Source organism: Agrobacterium sp. CG160-95 (genome assembly GCF_053521725.1).
The window spans coordinates 674,810-691,342 of sequence record NZ_JBNWDU010000001.1; the positions used below are offsets into that span (position 1 = coordinate 674,810).

20 protein-coding genes are annotated in these 16,533 nt (G+C 59.0%); 12 read left to right on the forward strand and 8 right to left on the reverse strand.

What is annotated here, in order from left to right; genetic code table 11:
- The 5 genes from ACQZ63_RS03425 to coxB all read right to left on the reverse strand — a co-directional run bounded on the left by ACQZ63_RS03425 (position 1) and on the right by coxB (position 4,729).
- Positions 1 to 630, reverse strand: coding sequence for a cytochrome c oxidase assembly protein (locus ACQZ63_RS03425; RefSeq protein WP_003511786.1), 630 nt, complete (start codon positions 628 to 630; stop codon positions 1 to 3).
- A gap of 42 nt (positions 631 to 672) precedes the next feature.
- On the reverse strand, positions 673 to 804 hold the full coding sequence (locus tag ACQZ63_RS03430) for a hypothetical protein (RefSeq protein ID WP_013635615.1): 132 nt from the start codon (positions 802 to 804) through the stop codon (positions 673 to 675).
- The gene (gene cyoE / locus ACQZ63_RS03435; RefSeq protein ID WP_113555957.1) at positions 804 to 1,757 is read right to left on the reverse strand and encodes a heme o synthase; all 954 of its coding nucleotides are present in this window, start codon (positions 1,755 to 1,757) and stop codon (positions 804 to 806) included. Before cyoE ends, ACQZ63_RS03430 begins: the two co-directional genes overlap by 1 nt.
- Positions 1,758 to 2,138: 381 nt before the next feature.
- Positions 2,139 to 3,848, reverse strand: coding sequence for a cytochrome c oxidase subunit I (gene ctaD / locus ACQZ63_RS03440; RefSeq protein ID WP_003511781.1), 1,710 nt, complete (start codon positions 3,846 to 3,848; stop codon positions 2,139 to 2,141).
- A gap of 17 nt (positions 3,849 to 3,865) precedes the next feature.
- Positions 3,866 to 4,729 carry a cytochrome c oxidase subunit II gene (gene coxB / locus ACQZ63_RS03445; RefSeq protein WP_019564187.1) on the reverse strand — a complete coding sequence of 288 codons (864 nt, stop codon included), beginning with the start codon at positions 4,727 to 4,729 and terminating at the stop codon, positions 3,866 to 3,868.
- Between the two features lie 441 nt (positions 4,730 to 5,170).
- Between coxB and ACQZ63_RS03450 the strand changes: the two genes are divergently transcribed.
- From ACQZ63_RS03450 to ACQZ63_RS03470, 5 genes are all read left to right on the forward strand, one after another.
- Positions 5,171 to 5,695, forward strand: a complete 525-nt coding sequence (locus tag ACQZ63_RS03450) for an invasion associated locus B family protein (RefSeq protein ID WP_003511775.1) — start codon at positions 5,171 to 5,173, stop codon at positions 5,693 to 5,695.
- 69 nt (positions 5,696 to 5,764) lie between these two features.
- The gene (locus ACQZ63_RS03455; protein WP_113472841.1) at positions 5,765 to 6,073 is read left to right on the forward strand and encodes a hypothetical protein; all 309 of its coding nucleotides are present in this window, start codon (positions 5,765 to 5,767) and stop codon (positions 6,071 to 6,073) included.
- 79 nt (positions 6,074 to 6,152) lie between these two features.
- Positions 6,153 to 7,568: a metalloprotease TldD gene (gene tldD, locus ACQZ63_RS03460; protein ID WP_003511774.1), complete on the forward strand. Its 1,416-nt coding sequence runs from the start codon at positions 6,153 to 6,155 to the stop codon at positions 7,566 to 7,568.
- A 275-nt stretch (positions 7,569 to 7,843) separates the two neighbouring features.
- Positions 7,844 to 8,281: a bleomycin resistance protein gene (locus ACQZ63_RS03465; protein WP_019564190.1), complete on the forward strand. Its 438-nt coding sequence runs from the start codon at positions 7,844 to 7,846 to the stop codon at positions 8,279 to 8,281.
- 6 nt (positions 8,282 to 8,287) lie between these two features.
- On the forward strand, positions 8,288 to 8,962 hold the full coding sequence (locus tag ACQZ63_RS03470) for an HAD family hydrolase (RefSeq protein ID WP_080799218.1): 675 nt from the start codon (positions 8,288 to 8,290) through the stop codon (positions 8,960 to 8,962).
- 267 nt (positions 8,963 to 9,229) lie between these two features.
- Here ACQZ63_RS03470 and ACQZ63_RS03475 read toward each other — a convergent pair whose 3' ends face one another.
- A complete protein-coding gene (locus ACQZ63_RS03475; RefSeq protein ID WP_111789417.1) occupies positions 9,230 to 9,535 on the reverse strand; it encodes a pyrophosphohydrolase domain-containing protein in 306 nt (101 codons plus the stop codon).
- Between the two features lie 150 nt (positions 9,536 to 9,685).
- Here ACQZ63_RS03475 and ACQZ63_RS03480 point away from each other — a divergent pair, with 150 nt between their 5' ends.
- Positions 9,686 to 10,465, forward strand: coding sequence for a sulfite exporter TauE/SafE family protein (locus tag ACQZ63_RS03480; protein ID WP_162763635.1), 780 nt, complete (start codon positions 9,686 to 9,688; stop codon positions 10,463 to 10,465).
- Between the two features lie 31 nt (positions 10,466 to 10,496).
- On the opposite strand, the gene pdxH is transcribed toward ACQZ63_RS03480, so the two are convergent.
- A complete protein-coding gene (pdxH, locus tag ACQZ63_RS03485) occupies positions 10,497 to 11,117 on the reverse strand; it encodes a pyridoxamine 5'-phosphate oxidase (RefSeq protein ID WP_003511768.1) in 621 nt (206 codons plus the stop codon).
- Between the two features lie 56 nt (positions 11,118 to 11,173).
- Here pdxH and ACQZ63_RS03490 point away from each other — a divergent pair, with 56 nt between their 5' ends.
- The 4 genes from ACQZ63_RS03490 (at position 11,174) to ACQZ63_RS03505 (ending at position 14,520) form a co-directional block, all read left to right on the forward strand.
- Positions 11,174 to 11,623: an RT0821/Lpp0805 family surface protein gene (locus tag ACQZ63_RS03490; RefSeq protein ID WP_003511767.1), complete on the forward strand. Its 450-nt coding sequence runs from the start codon at positions 11,174 to 11,176 to the stop codon at positions 11,621 to 11,623.
- 212 nt (positions 11,624 to 11,835) lie between these two features.
- Complete coding sequence (locus tag ACQZ63_RS03495) at positions 11,836 to 12,945, forward strand: DnaJ C-terminal domain-containing protein (protein ID WP_003511764.1); 1,110 nt, start codon at positions 11,836 to 11,838, stop codon at positions 12,943 to 12,945.
- A 131-nt stretch (positions 12,946 to 13,076) separates the two neighbouring features.
- Entirely contained in the window at positions 13,077 to 13,895 is an 819-nt protein-coding gene (fabI, locus tag ACQZ63_RS03500; protein WP_003511762.1) for an enoyl-ACP reductase FabI, read from the forward strand.
- Positions 13,896 to 13,926: 31 nt separating this feature from the next.
- On the forward strand, positions 13,927 to 14,520 hold the full coding sequence (locus ACQZ63_RS03505; protein ID WP_003511761.1) for a histidine phosphatase family protein: 594 nt from the start codon (positions 13,927 to 13,929) through the stop codon (positions 14,518 to 14,520).
- 197 nt (positions 14,521 to 14,717) lie between these two features.
- On the opposite strand, the gene ACQZ63_RS03510 is transcribed toward ACQZ63_RS03505, so the two are convergent.
- Positions 14,718 to 14,978, reverse strand: a complete 261-nt coding sequence (locus ACQZ63_RS03510) for a DUF1344 domain-containing protein (RefSeq protein ID WP_003511760.1) — start codon at positions 14,976 to 14,978, stop codon at positions 14,718 to 14,720.
- A 40-nt stretch (positions 14,979 to 15,018) separates the two neighbouring features.
- Between ACQZ63_RS03510 and ACQZ63_RS03515 the strand changes: the two genes are divergently transcribed.
- Positions 15,019 to 15,294: a hypothetical protein gene (locus tag ACQZ63_RS03515; RefSeq protein ID WP_162686617.1), complete on the forward strand. Its 276-nt coding sequence runs from the start codon at positions 15,019 to 15,021 to the stop codon at positions 15,292 to 15,294.
- A gap of 137 nt (positions 15,295 to 15,431) precedes the next feature.
- Positions 15,432 to 16,529, forward strand: coding sequence for a chorismate synthase (gene aroC / locus ACQZ63_RS03520; RefSeq protein ID WP_003511758.1), 1,098 nt, complete (start codon positions 15,432 to 15,434; stop codon positions 16,527 to 16,529).
- Positions 16,530 to 16,533: the final 4 nt, after the last annotated feature.

Sequence of the window (16,533 nt, forward strand, 5' to 3'; positions counted from 1 at the left end):
TCACAATTTGCTTTCGCCAGATTCAGTCTTTACCGGCAAGGACGCAACCGGTTTTTCGGTTTTGGCCGGATAAAACGTATAGGACAGCGTCAAAGTATGAATGTTCTTCGTTTCGCGCGCCGTGGCGATATCCGGATCGATGAAAAACACCACCGGCATTTCGAGCGTTTCGCCCGGCTGAAGCGTCGTTTCGGTGAAGCAGAAACACTCCACCTTATTGAAATAAGCGCCTGCTTCCATGGGCGTAACGTTAAAGACCGCCGTGCCCGTGGTTGCCACCGCTGAGCGGTTCGTCGCCTTGAAATTGATCTGCACCGTCTCGCCGATTTTCGGCGTGACCAGCTTGTCGACCGGGCGGAAATCCCAGTTGAGGCCATTCGACGTATTGGCGTCGAATGTGACGTTGATAGTCTTGTCGAGAATGACGTCGGAATATTGCTCGACGCGCTGGGTAGTGCCGTTATAGCCAGTGACGCGGCAGAACAGGCTGTAGAGCGGAACGGCGGCATAGGCCATGCCGATCATAGCGCAGAAAAACACGAGACAGAGCACGAGGATGGAGCGATTGCTCACCCGCTGCGTGCCGGCCGTTGCCTTGTCTGCCCCGATATTTGCCCCAGTATTCGCCATGTCCCCCTCCTCTCCTCCGATCATGCCCTCACTGTCAGGCCGTCAATGCGAGCCGATCTTGATGATGGTGATGACGTAAAACAGTACCACCAGACCGGCGAGCAAGACGCCGAGCGCGACGTTGCGCCCGCGCCTCGATTTTTTCTGCGCCGCGCTCAGTTCCACGGTTTCCATCAAAAAACTCCCGAAATCACGGCTTTCAGGGCCGGAGCGAAATGATCGGCCAAAAGGCCGGAGAAGATGGCGAAGAGGTAAAGCACCGAATAGGCGAACATCTTCTTGGCGGGCAGCATTTTTTCGTCACCATCAGGCATGCGCCGGACATCGAGCGAACAGTACACAAAGATCGCGCTCAGCACGGCGGCGAAAATGCCATAACCGAGGCTCGCCAGACCGGTGAAATACGGCGCGACCGCAACTGCAGCCGTCAGCACCGCGTAAACGATCATCTGGTTCTTGGTGGAGCGCTCGCCCGCCACGTTCGGCATCATCGGAATGCCGACGGAGCCGTAGTCGCGCATCTTGAACAGCGCCAGCGCCCAGAAATGGGCTGGTGTCCACAAGAAGATGATGAGGAAGAGGATGACGCTATCAAGCGAAACGCCGCCGGTGACGCAAGCCCAGCCAAGCATGGGCGGGAAAGCGCCGGCAGCACCACCAATGACGATGTTCTGCGGTGTCGAGCGTTTCAGCCACATCGTATAAACGACGGCGTAGAAGAAAATGGTGAAGGCGAGCAGTCCGGCGGAGAACCAGTTGACCGCAAGCCCGAGGATGACCACCGAAAAGGCCGAGAGCGTCAGCCCGAAGGCCAGCGCCTCGCCAGGTGCTACGCGGCCGGACGGGATCGGCCGCTTGGCGGTGCGGCTCATCACGGCGTCGATGTCTGCATCGTACCACATGTTGAGCGCGCCGGATGCGCCGGCACCGACGGCAATACAGAGAATGGCGATGAGGCCGAGGACCGGGTTGATGTGGCCCGGCGCCAGCACGAGGCCCGCAAACGCCGTGAAGACGACGAGCGACATGACGCGCGGTTTCAGCAACTCGAAATAATCGCGCGCGCCGGCTTCCGAAAGTTCGGAGCTTTCCAGGCCAAGCAATTCGCGATTGTCGATGACGGTCATTTCGTATCCTGTTTTTCTTCAGATGCCGCTTGCCGCGGCATCCCTTGCACCAGCCCGAAAACAGAGTGTCGTTTTCGGCGTGCACGGTGCGTCAATTCATTGGTCCGAACGTTCCGGCACGGGCAGCACCGGGGTCAAAGACCCGATGCCATGCGCCTGGCATATCGCCACGCCCGTTCCGTCGCCCTTCTACGTCTGCCCATTCATAGTGGCAGTACTTGGCTTTTATCATGTCGCACGAAAAGCTTCGCTTGGACAAAATGCCTCACGCAGCAGCAGACTCCGTCCGCCTCAAGGGAAACGGCGCGGATAAGCCCACACCATCCCCTCTTTTCAGCTTCCGGAGTTCGCAAGCCCTGCCTGCGCACTCCGGTCCGGCATTCAGCGAATGCGCGGAAGCTGTTCCCACTGGTGGTATGGCGGCGGAGAGGACAGCTGCCATTCGAGCGTCGTCGCACCTTCACCCCAGGGATTGTTGCCAGCGATCCGCTTCTTGGCGAAGGCTTCCCAAACACCGAAGAGGAAGATCAACACGGCAACGGCCGAGATATAGGAACCATAGGAAGACACCAGGTTCCAGCCGGCATAGGCATCGGGATAATCGATGTAACGACGCGGCATGCCGGCAAGGCCGAGGAAGTGCTGCGGGAAGAAGATCAGGTTCACGCCAACGAACATCACCCAGAAGTGCAGCTTGCCGATGAACTCGTTGTACATGTAGCCGGTGATCTTCGGGAACCAGTAATACCAGCCGGCGAAGATCGCGAAGACCGCGCCGAGCGACAGAACGTAATGGAAGTGCGCCACGACGTAGTAGGTGTCGTGCAGCGAACGGTCGAGACCGGCATTGGCGAGCTGGACGCCGGTAACACCGCCGACCGTGAACAGGAAGATGAAGCCGATTGCCCAGACCATCGGGGTCGAGAAGGTCAGCGAACCACCCCACATCGTCGCGATCCACGAGAAAATCTTGATACCTGTCGGCACCGCGATGACCATGGTTGCGAAGACGAAATAACGCTGCGCTTCCAGCGAAAGGCCGACCGTGTACATGTGGTGCGCCCACACGATGAAGCCGACAGCGCCGATGGCGACCATGGCGTATGCCATGCCGAGATAGCCGAAGACCGGCTTCTTGGAGAAGGTGGACACGATGTGGCTGATGATGCCGAAGCCGGGCAGGATCAGGATGTACACTTCCGGGTGGCCGAAGAACCAGAACAGGTGCTGGTAGAGGATCGGATCACCACCGCCTTCCGGCGAGAAGAATGCCGTGCCGAAGTTACGGTCGGTCAGAAGCATGGTGATGCCACCAGCCAGAACCGGCAGGGAAAGCAGCAGCAGGAATGCGGTGACCAGAACCGACCAGGCAAAAAGCGGCATCTTGTGCAGCGTCATGCCCGGAGCGCGCATGTTGAGGATGGTGGTGATGAAGTTGATGGCGCCAAGGATCGACGACGCGCCGGCAACGTGCAGCGAGAAGATCGCAAGATCCACCGCCGGTCCCGGCATGCCGTTGGTCGAAAGCGGCGGATACATGGTCCAGCCGCCACCCACGCCGTAACCGCCCGCCGGACCTTCGACGAAAAGCGACAGGAGCAGCAGGATGAACGCCGGAACGATCAGCCAGAAGGAAATATTGTTGAGGCGCGGGAAAGCCATGTCAGGAGCGCCGATCATGATCGGGATCATCCAGTTGGCAAAGCCGCCGATCATCGCCGGCATGACCATGAAGAAGATCATGATGAGCGCGTGCGCTGTCGTGAACACGTTGAACATGTGCTTGCCGCCGTCGATGGCAGCGTCACCCTCGAAACCGTAAACCATGGAGGCCAGACCGTGGAAGATCTGGATGCCCGGCTCCTGCAGCTCCATACGCATGACAACCGAAAGCCCGCCACCGATGATACCCGCCATGATGGCGAAGATCAGGTAGAGCGTGCCGATGTCTTTATGGTTGGTCGACAGGAACCAGCGGGCGAAAAAGCCCGGCTTGTGGGAATGATCATGAGAATGATCATCATGCGCGTGCCCATCATGAGCGGATTGACCATGCGAGTGATGATCGTCGTGTGCGGAAGGTCCAGCCATTGTCGTCACTCCAGGTCTCAGTTGGTTTCGTTGGCGGCAACGTCGACCGTGCGCGGAGCGCCATCGACGGAGGCCATCAGTGCCCGGTTCGCGCCGTTCAGATCTGAAGCGGCGGCGGCGTGCCAGGCATTGTACTGCTGTTCGGAAACCACCCGAATGGCGATCGGCATGAAGGCATGGTCCTTGCCGCAAAGCTCGGAACACTGGCCGTAATAAAGGCCTTCCTTCTCCGGCTTGAACCAAGTTTCGTTGAGGCGGCCCGGAACGGCGTCGATCTTAACACCGAAAGCGGGCATGGCGAAGGCGTGGATGACATCCGTAGGCGCCGCCGTCACCAGAAGGCGAACGGTCTTGCCGACCGGAACGACCATTTCATTGTCTACCGCGAGAAGACGCGGGTAGCGGGCCTTGTCCTCCTTGCCTGCAGCTGCACGATCCTGCTCCTTCAGCAGATAGCTGTCGAAGGCGAGCGGCTCGGCGCCCTCGGCAGCCTTGTATTCGTAGTTCCAGAGCCATTGCGTCGCAGTCGCCTTCAGCGTCAGGTCAGGGTTTTCCGGCTGCGTCAGCTGCGCGTTCAGAAGATTGAACGACGGGAAAGCGAGGAACAGGAGAATGAGAACCGGCGCAAGCGTCCACACCACTTCGATCGCGGTGTTGTGGCTGGTCTTGGACGGCACCGGATTTTTCGCTGCACGGAATTTCAAGGCGACGATAATGAGCAGCGCAAGAACGAAAAGCGTAACCGGAACAATGAACCAGAGCGTATATTGTTCAAACCAGCGTATTTCGTGCATGATCGGCGTGGCGGCCTCCTGCATGCCCATTTGCCAATGCACCGGCTGATCGGCGTGGGCGCCGACAGCCGTGAGCAGACAGGTCATCCCCGCCAATGCTGCGTAAATCCTATTCGTCACGGTACCCTCTCCCTCACGCGTCTGATCTTGATCAATTACAGACGCAGAATCCATGCTTATGGTACTAACTTCAAACCACAGTTTGTCCTCTGCCGCAATATGCGTAAGGACACGGATGTAAGCCAATTTCACCATTGTTCATCGCAGCCGAGTTTCCCATGTCCCGTATCCCGCAAGATATTTCAGGTGCGCTTGGCAATGGTCAAAATCCGGCGCAGCCCCTGCTGGCAGCGCTTTTGCAGCAGGCTTGAGCCACCAGGGACCGGCTGCCGCACGGTCAAATCAGGCGCCTGCACCTGGCAACAGGTCCTATTTCCGCCCAACTCGGCTGGAATTGAGGTACCAAGGCTTTTTTTTCCGGATTATGGCGTCAAAATAGCCGCACTGATTCGAATCCCAGAGGTATCCATGCGTCTTTCCCCGCTCGCGCGCACTTTTCTTGCCGCCGCCGGTCTTGCCATCATCGCTCCCGCCGCAGCGGCGCTGGCGCAACAGCAGCCGCCCGGAACGCCGAAGTCGACGCATGGAGCATGGTCGGTGATCTGCGACAAGCCGGCAGGCGCATCCGAAGATCAATGCGCCCTGATGCAGAACGTAATTGCCGACGACCGCCCGGAAGTGGGGCTTTCGGTGGTGGTCCTGAAAACCGCGGACCGCAAGTCGCGCATCCTGCGTATCCTCGCACCGCTTGGCGTGCTTCTGAAGGACGGCATGGAGCTTTATATCGACAACAACAATATTGGCCGCGCCTATTTCACCCGCTGCTTCTCCGAAGGCTGCTATGTCGAGGTCGATATTGACGACGAGCTGCTGAAGGTTCTGCGCGCCGGCAAGAACGCGGTTTTCGCGCTGCGTGAATCCGTCGATCAGGATCGTGTCGGTATTCCGATCGAGCTCACCGGCTTTGCCGAAGGCTACGACGCGCTTCCTTAAACAATAAGGTTGAATCCGAGAGACTAAAACTCTACCATGAAAGTATTGTTTTAACTATTTTCGGATATCATGAAATATAGAAAACCGGCAACCCTCCGTCAGTTTTGCGGCGTTTTTCTGGTACTTCTACTATTTGCTTTTGCGGTGAGCTTTGCTCATGAAAGTGGCCTCTTGCCCGATTTCATGGTAGGAAACGCGCAGCCGCAAATGCTGATTATGATTGTCACTGGGAATATTCTGTCGCAGTTCCACTGGGAACGCGTCGTGCCGAATCCGCCTGAACACTGGGGACGTCTGACGTTGCTGGTTCTTCTCCATAGCGTCCCTGTCTATGTGGCCATGGCTTTTTTCGTGCACCTCATATTCAAGCTGACTTGAGCCAAATCACGCTTTGGCTTGCCACCGACGCCCCACAATCCTACATGCTTGCCAGACACTATTCAGTTTGGAGCCTTCAATGACCAACGACCTTGTAAATCTCTTCGATTGCGACGAGACGCAGTTGCGCAAGCTGGTCGCGGAAGCGCTCACCGGCGCAGACGATGGCGAGTTGTTCATCGAACATGCGCAGGCCGAATCGCTGACCTTCGATAACGGCCGCCTGAAGGGCGGCTCCTTCAATACCGACCAGGGTTTTGGCCTGCGCGCCGTTGCCGGCGAGACCGTTGGATACGCCCATGCGGGCGAGCTGTCGCAGGCTGCGCTGAAGCGGGCGTCGGATGCTGTCGGCGCCGTGACCAGAGGTTATTCCGGTTCCTATGCCGCAGCCCCACAACGCACTAACAAAAAGCTCTACGGCGACGAAAACCCGATCGGCAGCCCGAGCTTCGAGGAGAAGGTGAAACTTCTCACCGATATCGACGCCTATTTGCGCGACAAAGACGCGAATGTCCGGCAGGTGACGGCGACGATTTCCGCAAGCTGGCAGGTGGTGGATATTCTACGCGCCGATGGCCATCGCGTCAGCGATGTCAGGCCCATGACCCGTATCAATATTTCCGTGGTCGCAGGTGAAGGCGACCGGCAGGAAAGCGGCTCCTACGGCATTGGCGGCCGCGTCGGCTTTGGCGATTTCATTACCACGGAGAACTGGCAGCGCGGTGCGGACGAGGCGCTGCGCCAGGCGCTCGTCAACCTGACCGCCGTCGATGCGCCCGCTGGCACCATGGATGTGGTTCTCGGCTCCGGCTGGCCCGGCGTCATGCTGCATGAGGCTGTGGGCCATGGCCTCGAAGGCGATTTCAACCGCAAGAAAACCTCGGCCTTTGCCGGCCTGATGGGCGAGATGGTGGCAGCCCCGGGTGTGACTGTGGTGGATGACGGCACCATCGACAGCCGCCGTGGTTCACTCACCGTCGACGACGAGGGAACACCGTCGGCCTATAATGTGCTGATCGAGAACGGCAGGCTGGTGGGATACATGCAGGACCGCCAGAACGCCCGGCTGATGGGTGCAAAGGCGACAGGCAATGGCCGCCGGCAGGGTTATGCCTATGTGCCGATGCCGCGCATGACCAACACCTACATGCTGTCAGGCGACAAGACGCCCGAGGAGATCATCTCCTCCGTCAAGAAGGGCATCTATGCCGTTTCCTTCGGTGGCGGTCAGGTGGATATCACATCAGGCAAGTTCGTGTTCGGCTGCACCGAGGCCTATCTCATCGAGAACGGCAAGATCGGCGCGCCGGTGAAGGGTGCAATGCTGATCGGCAACGGGCCGGACGCAATGAAGCGCGTCTCGATGATCGGCAACGATTCGAAACTGGACACCGGCATCGGCAATTGCGGCAAGGCCGGGCAATGGGTGCCGGTTGGCGTCGGCCAGCCGCATCTGCGCATGGACCAGATCACCGTCGGCGGCACGAAGGCGTAGTTCCGGCCCGGAGCCGGAATCCGGCCTACCCGCGTTCGCTTGGCGAGATGAGTCTTTTCAGCCCAAGGACTTGGGCTGACTGGATGCCGGATCATGCCCGGCATGAGGTGAGAAAAGCTGTGGCAGGACGAAAAGTTGAACCTGCTTCAGCCCACAACTCCGCACATGGCTGCCATGATGAGGATTCCTCTGGCAAGTCACCCGGAAGACGATAATATCGCCCCATCACCGCAGGCCACGCCTCCCGTCGCCGGGCCTGCGCGGCAAAGGAGACCATGACCATCATACGAAATGCCCTCGTCCCGGAACTAGCCGTCAGCGACTGGCAGAAAAGCCGCGCTTTTTATTGCGACCTGATCGGTTTTCATGTGGTTTATGAGCGCGCCGAAGAGGGCTTTGCCTATCTGGCGCTGGGTGATGCGCAACTGATGATCGACCAGATCGGTGCGACCCGGACCTTCGTGGCGGAAAATGCAGCGCTTGAATTTCCGCTGGGCCGCGGCATGAATCTGCAACTTGCCGTTCCTTCCCTGCTGCCCATCCTCGCGCGGCTTGAGCGGGCCGCAATCGATCTTGTCCTGCCGTCAGAGGAAAAATGGTACAGGCGCGGCACAGTCGAGGTCGGCAACCGGCAATTCATCGTCGCCGATCCGGACGGTTACCTGCTCCGCCCGTTCGAAAGCCTCGGCGAACGCCCCTTCCGGTTCGGTTGAGCCGCCATGCTGCCTTTTCTCCCGCATGCAGTCGTTTTCGACATGGACGGATTGCTGATCGAAAGCGAGACGCTTTATCGCGATTCCTTTCTGGCCGCGTCAGATGAGGGCGGCCACGGAATGTTGGTCGAGACCTATCAGAAGGTCTGCGGCAGCCCGTGGGATGTCATTACCGGCACCATTTTCGCCGATTATGGCGCGGATTTTCCGATCGACAGCTTCCGCGACGCCTGGCTCCGGCATCTTGCCGTGATGATGGCGGAAGGCGTGGCGCTGAAACCCGGCGTCGTCGAAATCCTCGATCTTCTCGACAGGCTCGATATACGCCGCGCCATCGCCACCTCCTCGCGGCACGATTCCGTCACGCGTCATCTCGGCCCCTATGACCTGCTCAAACGTTTCGATACCATCGTCGCCCGCGGCGACTATTCGGAGCCGAAGCCGTCGCCCATGCCATATCTTACTGCCGCAAAACGTCTCGGCATCGATCCGGGCCGTTGCCTGGCGCTGGAGGATTCCTGGCACGGCGTGCGCTCCGCCTCCTCGGCGGGCATGATGACGATCATGGTGCCGGATGTCGCGCCGCCGACCGAGGAAATGCGGGAGAAGTGTATCGCCGTTTCAAGCGACCTTCATGCGGTTGCCGGCCTCCTGCAACAGGCGCCGTTATCAGAGGCATGAAGGCGCGTCACATGCCTTTAGCCATTGGTCTTTATGGAGCCTCACATATAGGCTGACAGGCCGATCCTGCTCGAATTCATTTGTCGGCTCATCCATAAACGGCGCGGCGCTGATATTGCTCGCTCTTTGCGCATTTCAGATTACCCTGCGGCAGGTCATGACACCGGTGGCCGCCATTCTCACAGCTCTGCTCTCTATCGTTTCGCTCTCATAATCGCGGCAGCGGCAGAGCCGCAGCGCTAGGGTCGCGTCCTTCCCCGCAAACTGTCATACCGATGGTGTAAAACGCCACTTGCGCTCTATCGATGCTTCGATGTCGAGGCGGTTATAATGCGCCAGCAGCAAAACGTGGCCGAGGAGATCGGCGGTTTCGTCGGCAAGATCGAGTTTCATCTCCTCTTCGCTTCTGCCTTTGCCGCGCCCACGCCCCGTCAACCGGTTCCAGGCCTGCGTGACCTCACCAACCTCCTCCTGAAGCTTCAGCATATACCAGTCGGGATCGCGGACGATCCCATTTTCCTCGACGTATTTCTGTGAGGCAGCTTCAAACTGGCGCATCAAGACAGCAAGCATTTGTTCATCCTTTGTTCGTGAGATACAACTCTGATCACGATTCTCCGGCGGCGTCGATTCGAAAGCGTATCGTGCGATAATCAGCTGAAATTTCCGCGACAGGTGCCTGCATGCGGGATAAAGAGGTATTCGAAACCCATGCAGTCACCCATGCCTCTCCTCGATTTTTTCTCGGCTCCCATCACCGCGCATAGTCCGACGCTGCTCGCCATGTTTGCGGGCGCCGCCTTTCTCGCCGGACTTGCCCGCGGCTTTTCCGGCTTTGGTGCGGCCCTCATCTTCATTCCGCTGGCAAGCGCCATTGTCGGCCCGCGCATCGCCTCGGTGGTTCTTCTTGTGGTGGACGGCGTTTTGACGCTCGGCATGATACCGCCGGCCTGGCGCATGGCCGACCGGCGTGAAGTCTTCACCATGGCAGCCGGTGCGCTTGTCGGTATCCCGCTTGGAACGCTGCTGCTTTCCGGCGGGGATCCGCACACCCTGCGCTGGATCATTTCCATCGTGGTTGTCGTGCTGCTGTTATTTCTCGTTTCCGGCTGGCGTTACAGCGGCCGGCCGAAAACGCCGCTCACCCTGTTCACCGGGCTTGTTGCCGGGCTGTTTTCGGGTGCGGCGCAACTGGGCGGTCCACCCATCGTCGCCTATTGGCTTGGCGGGGCCCTCAAGGGCGCTTTCGTGCGCGCGAATGTCATTCTCTATTTCGCGATTTCGACCGTGATCTCCGCCACCAGCTATTTTTTTGGTGGCCTGTTCACTGCCGACGTCTTTGTTTTTTTCCTGCTAGCCCTGCCGTTTTACGGGGCGGGTCTTTATGGCGGTGCACGGCTGCACGGGCTCGCCGACGAGGCGGCGTTCAGGCGCATCTGCTACGGCCTGATCGCCATTTCCGCCGTCATCGGCCTGCCGCTATTTGATTCGCTGCTGAAATAGGCAGGCAAGGACGGCCTGCCTCCTGCAGCTTTCAAGGATACATGCGGACCTTGGACCACGGTTCATCCGGCGTCTCGCGGCGGAATTCGACACGGTCGTGCAGGCGGAACTTGCGGTCGTGCCAGAACTCGATGCTGACCGGGCGAATGCGGAAACCGGACCAGTAGGAGGGGCGCGGAATATCGCCGATCGCATATTTCGCGGTGTATTCGGCAACCGCCTTTTCCAGCGCAAACCGGCCTTCCAGCGGCCGCGACTGCTTCGACGCCCAGGCGCCGATGCGGCTTCCGCGCGGACGCGAGGCGTAATAGCTATCCGCTTCCGCGTCGGTAACGATCTCCACCTCGCCGCGCAGACGCACCTGCCGGCGCAGGCTTTTCCAGTGGAAACACATGGCCGCTTTTTTCTGGCCCAGGATCTCGCGCCCCTTCTGGCTTTCGAAATTCGTATAGAAAACGAAGCCGCGATCGTCGACGTCCTTCAGCAGCACCATGCGCACATTCGGCAGGCCGTTTTCATCGACGGTTGCGAGTGCTACCGCGTTCGGATCGTTGATTTCGGAGGCCGTCGCGTCCTTCAGCCATTCGGCAAAAAGCGTGAACGGTTCATTTTCTTCAGTGAAGTCACTGGATGTTAACCCCGTTTCCGACATATTGACTAAAATGCTCCCGAGCTGATTTGGACCCCAGAGATGATCTCTGGCGAAAGATGGTGACCGTCATAGCAAAGTCGAACAGTCGAACAAAGGGCCTCCTTTCATCGATAGCGGAAGTTTCCGCCATCGTGTCAATGCTTGTGGTGCTGAGCGGATGCGTCAGCCTTGACCTGTTCGGCGGCGACAAGGTCGATCGCTCGCTTTCCACCGCCTCTGTTCCCAACCAGCCCAATAATAACCCGCAGACCGACGACGCGACCATCCGCAATGCGGTGACATCGGCGGATCTCACCAAACTCGCGGAACAGCCCCTGCCCTGGGCCAATGCCGCAACCGGCAGCGCTGGTGTCGTCACCACCATTCACGAAGACAAGTCCAGCGGTTTCGTCTGCCGCGATTTCAAAACGACGCGCCACTCTTTCGAAGGTGTGGCGAGTTATGCCGGACAGGCCTGCCTGTCGGAAACCGGCGAATGGTTACTCACCCGCTTCGAACAGAAATAAACTGTTTACCCTGGCGCGCGGAATTAATCCGGCCGCATGGCGGCGCGCATTCCCCGTAAACAACTGCTTAGCAACTTATTGCCACAGTCGACGTTGTTTGAACCGAGGGCATGCATGCGAATGATCGCAGGCATCCCTTTTCGGAGGGGTTTGTTTCAGGATTGCGCCATGAGCGGCTGCACGTGCCTGAGCCAACGTAACTGGTGTTTCGCATGCGCGATCCGTATTCTATCCTCGGCTTAAAACGTGACGCCCGTCACGAAGACATCAAGGCTGCCTGGCGCACGAAGGCAAAAACCGTCCATCCGGACGCCAATCGCGATGACCCCGACGCGTCGGCGCGATTCGCCGAGGTCGGGCAGGCCTACGATCTTCTGAAAGACCCCAAAAAGCGCGATCTTTACGACCAGGCCCGCAAGGCGGCCGAGAAAAAGCAGCGCGGCGAAACAATCATGCAGCAGCGGGAGGCGGCGCGCGAGGCCGCCGAGCGCGCCAGGGCCGCTGAGAAGCTCATGGAGGAACTGGCCCGTGCGGATGCCCGCAACAGGGCGCAAACCGGCCAGAAAGCCGATGCAAAACCCGAAACGGCCGAAGATATCGTCGAGCGGATTTTCGGCGCCGACGCGCAGAACGACCCCAAGGTGCAGCAGGCAGCCGAAGCGGCGAAAGCCGCAGCCACGGGCGTTAAAGGCGATGCGCCCAGTGCTGGCGAAACAACGCAGACGTCTGCAAGCGAAACCGCAGCTGCCTCTCTCGCCGCCAATCTCTTCAGCGCTCTCGTGCGCCGCTTCCGCCCCCCGCAGACGCCGCCGGAAAAGGCACCTGACATCACGGCGGAAGCCACCGTTACGGTCACCGAACTTCTGGAGCGCAAATGGATCACCGTATCCCTTGCCGACGAACGCGAGGTTCGCTTCCAGCTTGAACCCGGCATGACGGACGGTCATGTGGTGCGGCTAAAGGGCCAGGGGCTGAAGCTTCCGAACATTGCGCGTGGCGATCTGGCCGTCACGTTGCTGGCGGCACGCGACGACGCCTTTTCCCTTCGCGGCTTCGATATTCATACGACGCTGCCAATCTCTCTCAGTGACGCGGTTCTGGGTTGCGAGACGAGTATCCGGACGCCGCTTGGCGAGGAAACCGTCACCATTCCTGCCTGGTCCGGCTCCGATCGCGAGCTGCGGCTTGCCGAAAAGGGGCTTGCGGACGGCAAGGGTGGATATGGCGATCTCGTCATCGAATTGCGCATCATCCTGCTCGAAAAGCCGGACGAGAAGGTGACTGACCTCATGCGCCACATGCGCGAAGGCCTTTATTTGTAAAAGTTTTGCGAATAGGTGGGACAACGCACCCTTTGTTACGTTCCCTAACAGTAGATGATCCTCGGCAATCTTGAACAGGATTGCAGCCTATGCCATAGGCAGGATCAATCGAAAGTATCAGGGAGCATACAATGGCTCAGGCATCCGGCCTTATGGCTGGCAAACGCGGCATCATCTTGGGTGTCGCCAATAATCGTTCAATCGCTTGGGGCATTGCCAAGGCTTGCGCGGACGCGGGCGCGGAAATCGCGCTCACCTGGCAGGGCGACGCGCTGAAGAAGCGTGTTGAACCGCTGGCGCAGGAATTGGGCGCCTTCATGGCCGGCCACTGTGACGTGACCGACCTCGAGACGATCGATGCGGTTTTTGCCGGGCTGGAAAAGCATTGGGGCAAGATCGATTTCGTCGTGCACGCCATCGCCTTTTCGGACAAGGACGAGCTGACCGGCCGTTATCTCGACACCAGCCGCGATAACTTCAACCGTACCATGGACATTTCCGTCTTCTCGCTGGCCGCCGTTGCCAAGCGGGCAGAGCCGATCATGAATGATGGCGGTTCGATCATCACGCTCACCTATTACGGTGCCGAGAAGGTCATGCCGAACTACAACGTCATGGGCGTGGCCAAGGCTGCACTCGAGGCCAGCGTTCGTTATCTCGCGGTAGACCTCGGCAGTCGCGGCATCCGCGTCAACGCGGTTTCCGCTGGCCCGATCAAGACGCTTGCGGCTTCCGGTATCGGCGATTTCCGTTACATTCTGAAATGGAACGAATACAACGCGCCGCTGAAGCGCACCGTTTCCATCGAAGAAGTCGGCAAGTCGGCGCTTTACCTGCTGTCCGACCTTTCGACGGCTGTCACCGGCGAAATCCACCATGTGGATTCCGGTTATCACACCATCGGCATGAAGGCCGTTGACGCGCCGGATATTTCGGTGGTCAAGGACTGAGCCGACCGAACTTTGAAACAGGGGTATCGCCTTGCTCGTCTATGTGATCCGGCACGGACAAACGGACTGGAATGCGATACGCCGGCTTCAGGGCCAGAAAGACATTCCGCTCAATGATTTCGGCCGCGCGCAAGCGGTCGGCAACGGCAAGGTTCTGGCGCAAATTCTCGGCGACTCCGCGCGTGATTTCGATTACGTGGCAAGCCCGCTCGGGCGCACGCGCGAGACCATGGAGCTGATGCGCGGGGCGATGGGGCTCGATCCCCACGCATACCGTACCGATGACCGCCTCGTCGAAGTTTCCTTCGGCGACTGGGAAGGCCAGACCCTGCCGGAACTGAAAAAAGAATTTCCTGACCGGGTGAAAGCGCGCAAGGCCAACAAGTGGGACTTCATTCCCCCAGGTCAGCATGCCGAAAGCTATGAAATCCTGTCCTGGCGTATTGGCGCATGGCTTTCCTCAGTCGAGGTGCCGACGGTATGTGTCTGCCACGGCGGCGTAATCCGCTCGATCTTCCGCCTGGTTTCCGGCATGGACAAGGATGAAGCCTCTACGACGCAGATCCCGCAGGACCGGATTTTGAAGGTCGAGATCGACAGGAACAGTGCTGAGTGGATTTCGTGAGGGTACCGATCCTGCTCCCTCATTCCGACCTCGAGCCGGAACCCGGCCAACCCAAATCTTTGGGCTGAAAAAAATCCCGCCACGCAGACGCTCGTCGGCTGGATGTCGGATCAAGTCCGACATAATGGAAATTCTGGAGCTTCCCGACCGGGATTAGAGAGGTCCGCCTCGACAACAGGCAGAGCCGAAACCTCAGTTTACTGCACGACCTCGAGATCATCGACCACGCGTTTTCCGTCCACTTCCGTGTAGAAAACAACGACCTTCACGCCTGCCTTCAGGCCTTCGAAATTGAACTCTTCCGGCACACGGTAATTCTTGCCGTCGTTCAAGGTAATGGTCAGCGCATTCACGTCGATCTTGCTGATCGTTCCCTCGACATCGACGCTCTGGGCGTAGCTGTTGATAGGCATAAGCAAGTTGGCGGTGGCCAGAAGGGCGGCAATCATCATACGCATCGATCTAGCTTTCGTGAATTTGCGTGAAAACCTTACATGCATGAAGAATTGCCTTTCGAATGTGGCGGAAATTGCCCGCAACCATGACATTTTCGGCCCAATTGATGAACGGATTTTGGATCACGTTCAAGTCGTTAGTGATTTTTACACCGCATTTCCCGGCAATATTGGAAAACCGCGAAACAGCGTGGAAAACACCAGCACCTTTACACTTTTGTCACCTGGAAAACCCTGCGCCGTTTCCGCCGAATCATTCATCCGGCCAGTCGTCAGCCATCGTCACGCCTGTCGTTTTCCGGACTGCTCGGCGTCGTGAACGGTGCGTCACCGTCTTATCGGACTTGCGATGAAAGAAAGGCTTTTGCCTTGGTCCGATTTTCTACTATGACAAATCCGCTTGTTTTAAACGGCCCCTGTCCGCAGGCGCGCCCTCGTTTTCCGGTCTAGAGAAATATGTCGCATAACAGCTTCGGTCATCTTTTTCGCGTTACCACCTGGGGCGAAAGCCATGGGCCCGCTTTGGGCTGCGTGGTGGACGGCTGCCCGCCCGGTATTCGCTTCACGCTTGCCGAGGTGCAGCACTGGATGGACAAGCGCAAGCCCGGCCAAAGCCGCTTCGTCACCCAGCGCCGTGAAGATGACATTGTCAAAGTCCTGTCCGGCGTGATGCTGGATGAGGACGGCGAGACGATGATAACCACCGGCACGCCGATCTCCATGCTGATCGAAAATACCGACCAGCGTTCCAAGGATTACGGCGAGATTGCCCGCAGCTTCCGCCCTGGCCATGCCGACTTCACCTATGACCTGAAATACGGCATTCGCGATTATCGCGGCGGCGGACGCTCTTCCGCCCGCGAGACGGCGGCGCGTGTTGCCGCAGGCGCAATCGCCCGCAAGGTGGTACCGAGCCTCAACGTGCGTGGTGCGCTGGTGCAGATCGGCAAACACAAGATCAACCGTGACAATTGGGATTGGGACCAGGTCGATCAGAACCCGTTCTTCTGCCCCGATCCGGCGATGGTGCCGGTGTGGGAAGAATATCTTGACGGCATCCGCAAGGCGGGATCGTCGATCGGCGCGGTCGTCGAAGTCGTGGCGGAAGGTGTTCCGGCCGGCATCGGCGCGCCGATCTACGCCAAGCTCGATCAGGATATTGCCTCCAGCCTGATGTCGATCAACGCCGTCAAGGGCGTGGAGATTGGCGAGGGATTTGCCTCGGCTGAGCTTTCCGGCGAGGAGAATGCCGACGAGATGCGCATGGGCAATGACGGCAAACCGATTTTCCTGTCGAACCATGCCGGCGGCATTCTGGGGGGCATCGCGACTGGCGAGCCCGTCATCGCTCGCTTCGCCATCAAGCCCACCTCCTCCATTCTGACGGAGCGCCAGTCCATCGACACCGACGGCCGCAATGTGGATGTGCGCACCAAGGGCCGCCACGACCCCTGCGTCGGCATCCGCGCCGTGCCGATCGGCGAGGCGATGGTGGCCTGCACCGTTGCCGACCATTATTTGAGAGATCGTGGCCAGACCGGCCGGTTGAAGTGAGGTA

What these genes read in the sequence shown, in the direction of transcription:
- ACQZ63_RS03425 (WP_003511786.1), bottom strand. Translation starts at nt 630, where the DNA reads ATGGCGAATACTGGGGCAAATATCGGGGCAGACAAGGCAACGGCCGGC.
- ACQZ63_RS03430 (WP_013635615.1), bottom strand. Translation starts at nt 804, where the DNA reads ATGGAAACCGTGGAACTGAGCGCGGCGCAGAAAAAATCGAGGCGCGGG.
- cyoE (WP_113555957.1), bottom strand. Translation starts at nt 1,757, where the DNA reads ATGACCGTCATCGACAATCGCGAATTGCTTGGCCTGGAAAGCTCCGAA.
- ctaD (WP_003511781.1), bottom strand. Translation starts at nt 3,848, where the DNA reads ATGGCTGGACCTTCCGCACACGACGATCATCACTCGCATGGTCAATCC.
- coxB (WP_019564187.1), bottom strand. Translation starts at nt 4,729, where the DNA reads ATGACCTGTCTGCTCACGGCTGTCGGCGCCCACGCCGATCAGCCGGTG.
- ACQZ63_RS03450 (WP_003511775.1), top strand. Translation starts at nt 5,171, where the DNA reads ATGCGTCTTTCCCCGCTCGCGCGCACTTTTCTTGCCGCCGCCGGTCTT.
- ACQZ63_RS03455 (WP_113472841.1), top strand. Translation starts at nt 5,765, where the DNA reads ATGAAATATAGAAAACCGGCAACCCTCCGTCAGTTTTGCGGCGTTTTT.
- tldD (WP_003511774.1), top strand. Translation starts at nt 6,153, where the DNA reads ATGACCAACGACCTTGTAAATCTCTTCGATTGCGACGAGACGCAGTTG.
- ACQZ63_RS03465 (WP_019564190.1), top strand. Translation starts at nt 7,844, where the DNA reads ATGACCATCATACGAAATGCCCTCGTCCCGGAACTAGCCGTCAGCGAC.
- ACQZ63_RS03470 (WP_080799218.1), top strand. Translation starts at nt 8,288, where the DNA reads ATGCTGCCTTTTCTCCCGCATGCAGTCGTTTTCGACATGGACGGATTG.
- ACQZ63_RS03475 (WP_111789417.1), bottom strand. Translation starts at nt 9,535, where the DNA reads ATGCTTGCTGTCTTGATGCGCCAGTTTGAAGCTGCCTCACAGAAATAC.
- ACQZ63_RS03480 (WP_162763635.1), top strand. Translation starts at nt 9,686, where the DNA reads ATGCCTCTCCTCGATTTTTTCTCGGCTCCCATCACCGCGCATAGTCCG.
- pdxH (WP_003511768.1), bottom strand. Translation starts at nt 11,117, where the DNA reads ATGTCGGAAACGGGGTTAACATCCAGTGACTTCACTGAAGAAAATGAA.
- ACQZ63_RS03490 (WP_003511767.1), top strand. Translation starts at nt 11,174, where the DNA reads ATGGTGACCGTCATAGCAAAGTCGAACAGTCGAACAAAGGGCCTCCTT.
- ACQZ63_RS03495 (WP_003511764.1), top strand. Translation starts at nt 11,836, where the DNA reads ATGCGCGATCCGTATTCTATCCTCGGCTTAAAACGTGACGCCCGTCAC.
- fabI (WP_003511762.1), top strand. Translation starts at nt 13,077, where the DNA reads ATGGCTCAGGCATCCGGCCTTATGGCTGGCAAACGCGGCATCATCTTG.
- ACQZ63_RS03510 (WP_003511760.1), bottom strand. Translation starts at nt 14,978, where the DNA reads ATGCGTATGATGATTGCCGCCCTTCTGGCCACCGCCAACTTGCTTATG.
- ACQZ63_RS03515 (WP_162686617.1), top strand. Translation starts at nt 15,019, where the DNA reads ATGAAGAATTGCCTTTCGAATGTGGCGGAAATTGCCCGCAACCATGAC.
- aroC (WP_003511758.1), top strand. Translation starts at nt 15,432, where the DNA reads ATGTCGCATAACAGCTTCGGTCATCTTTTTCGCGTTACCACCTGGGGC.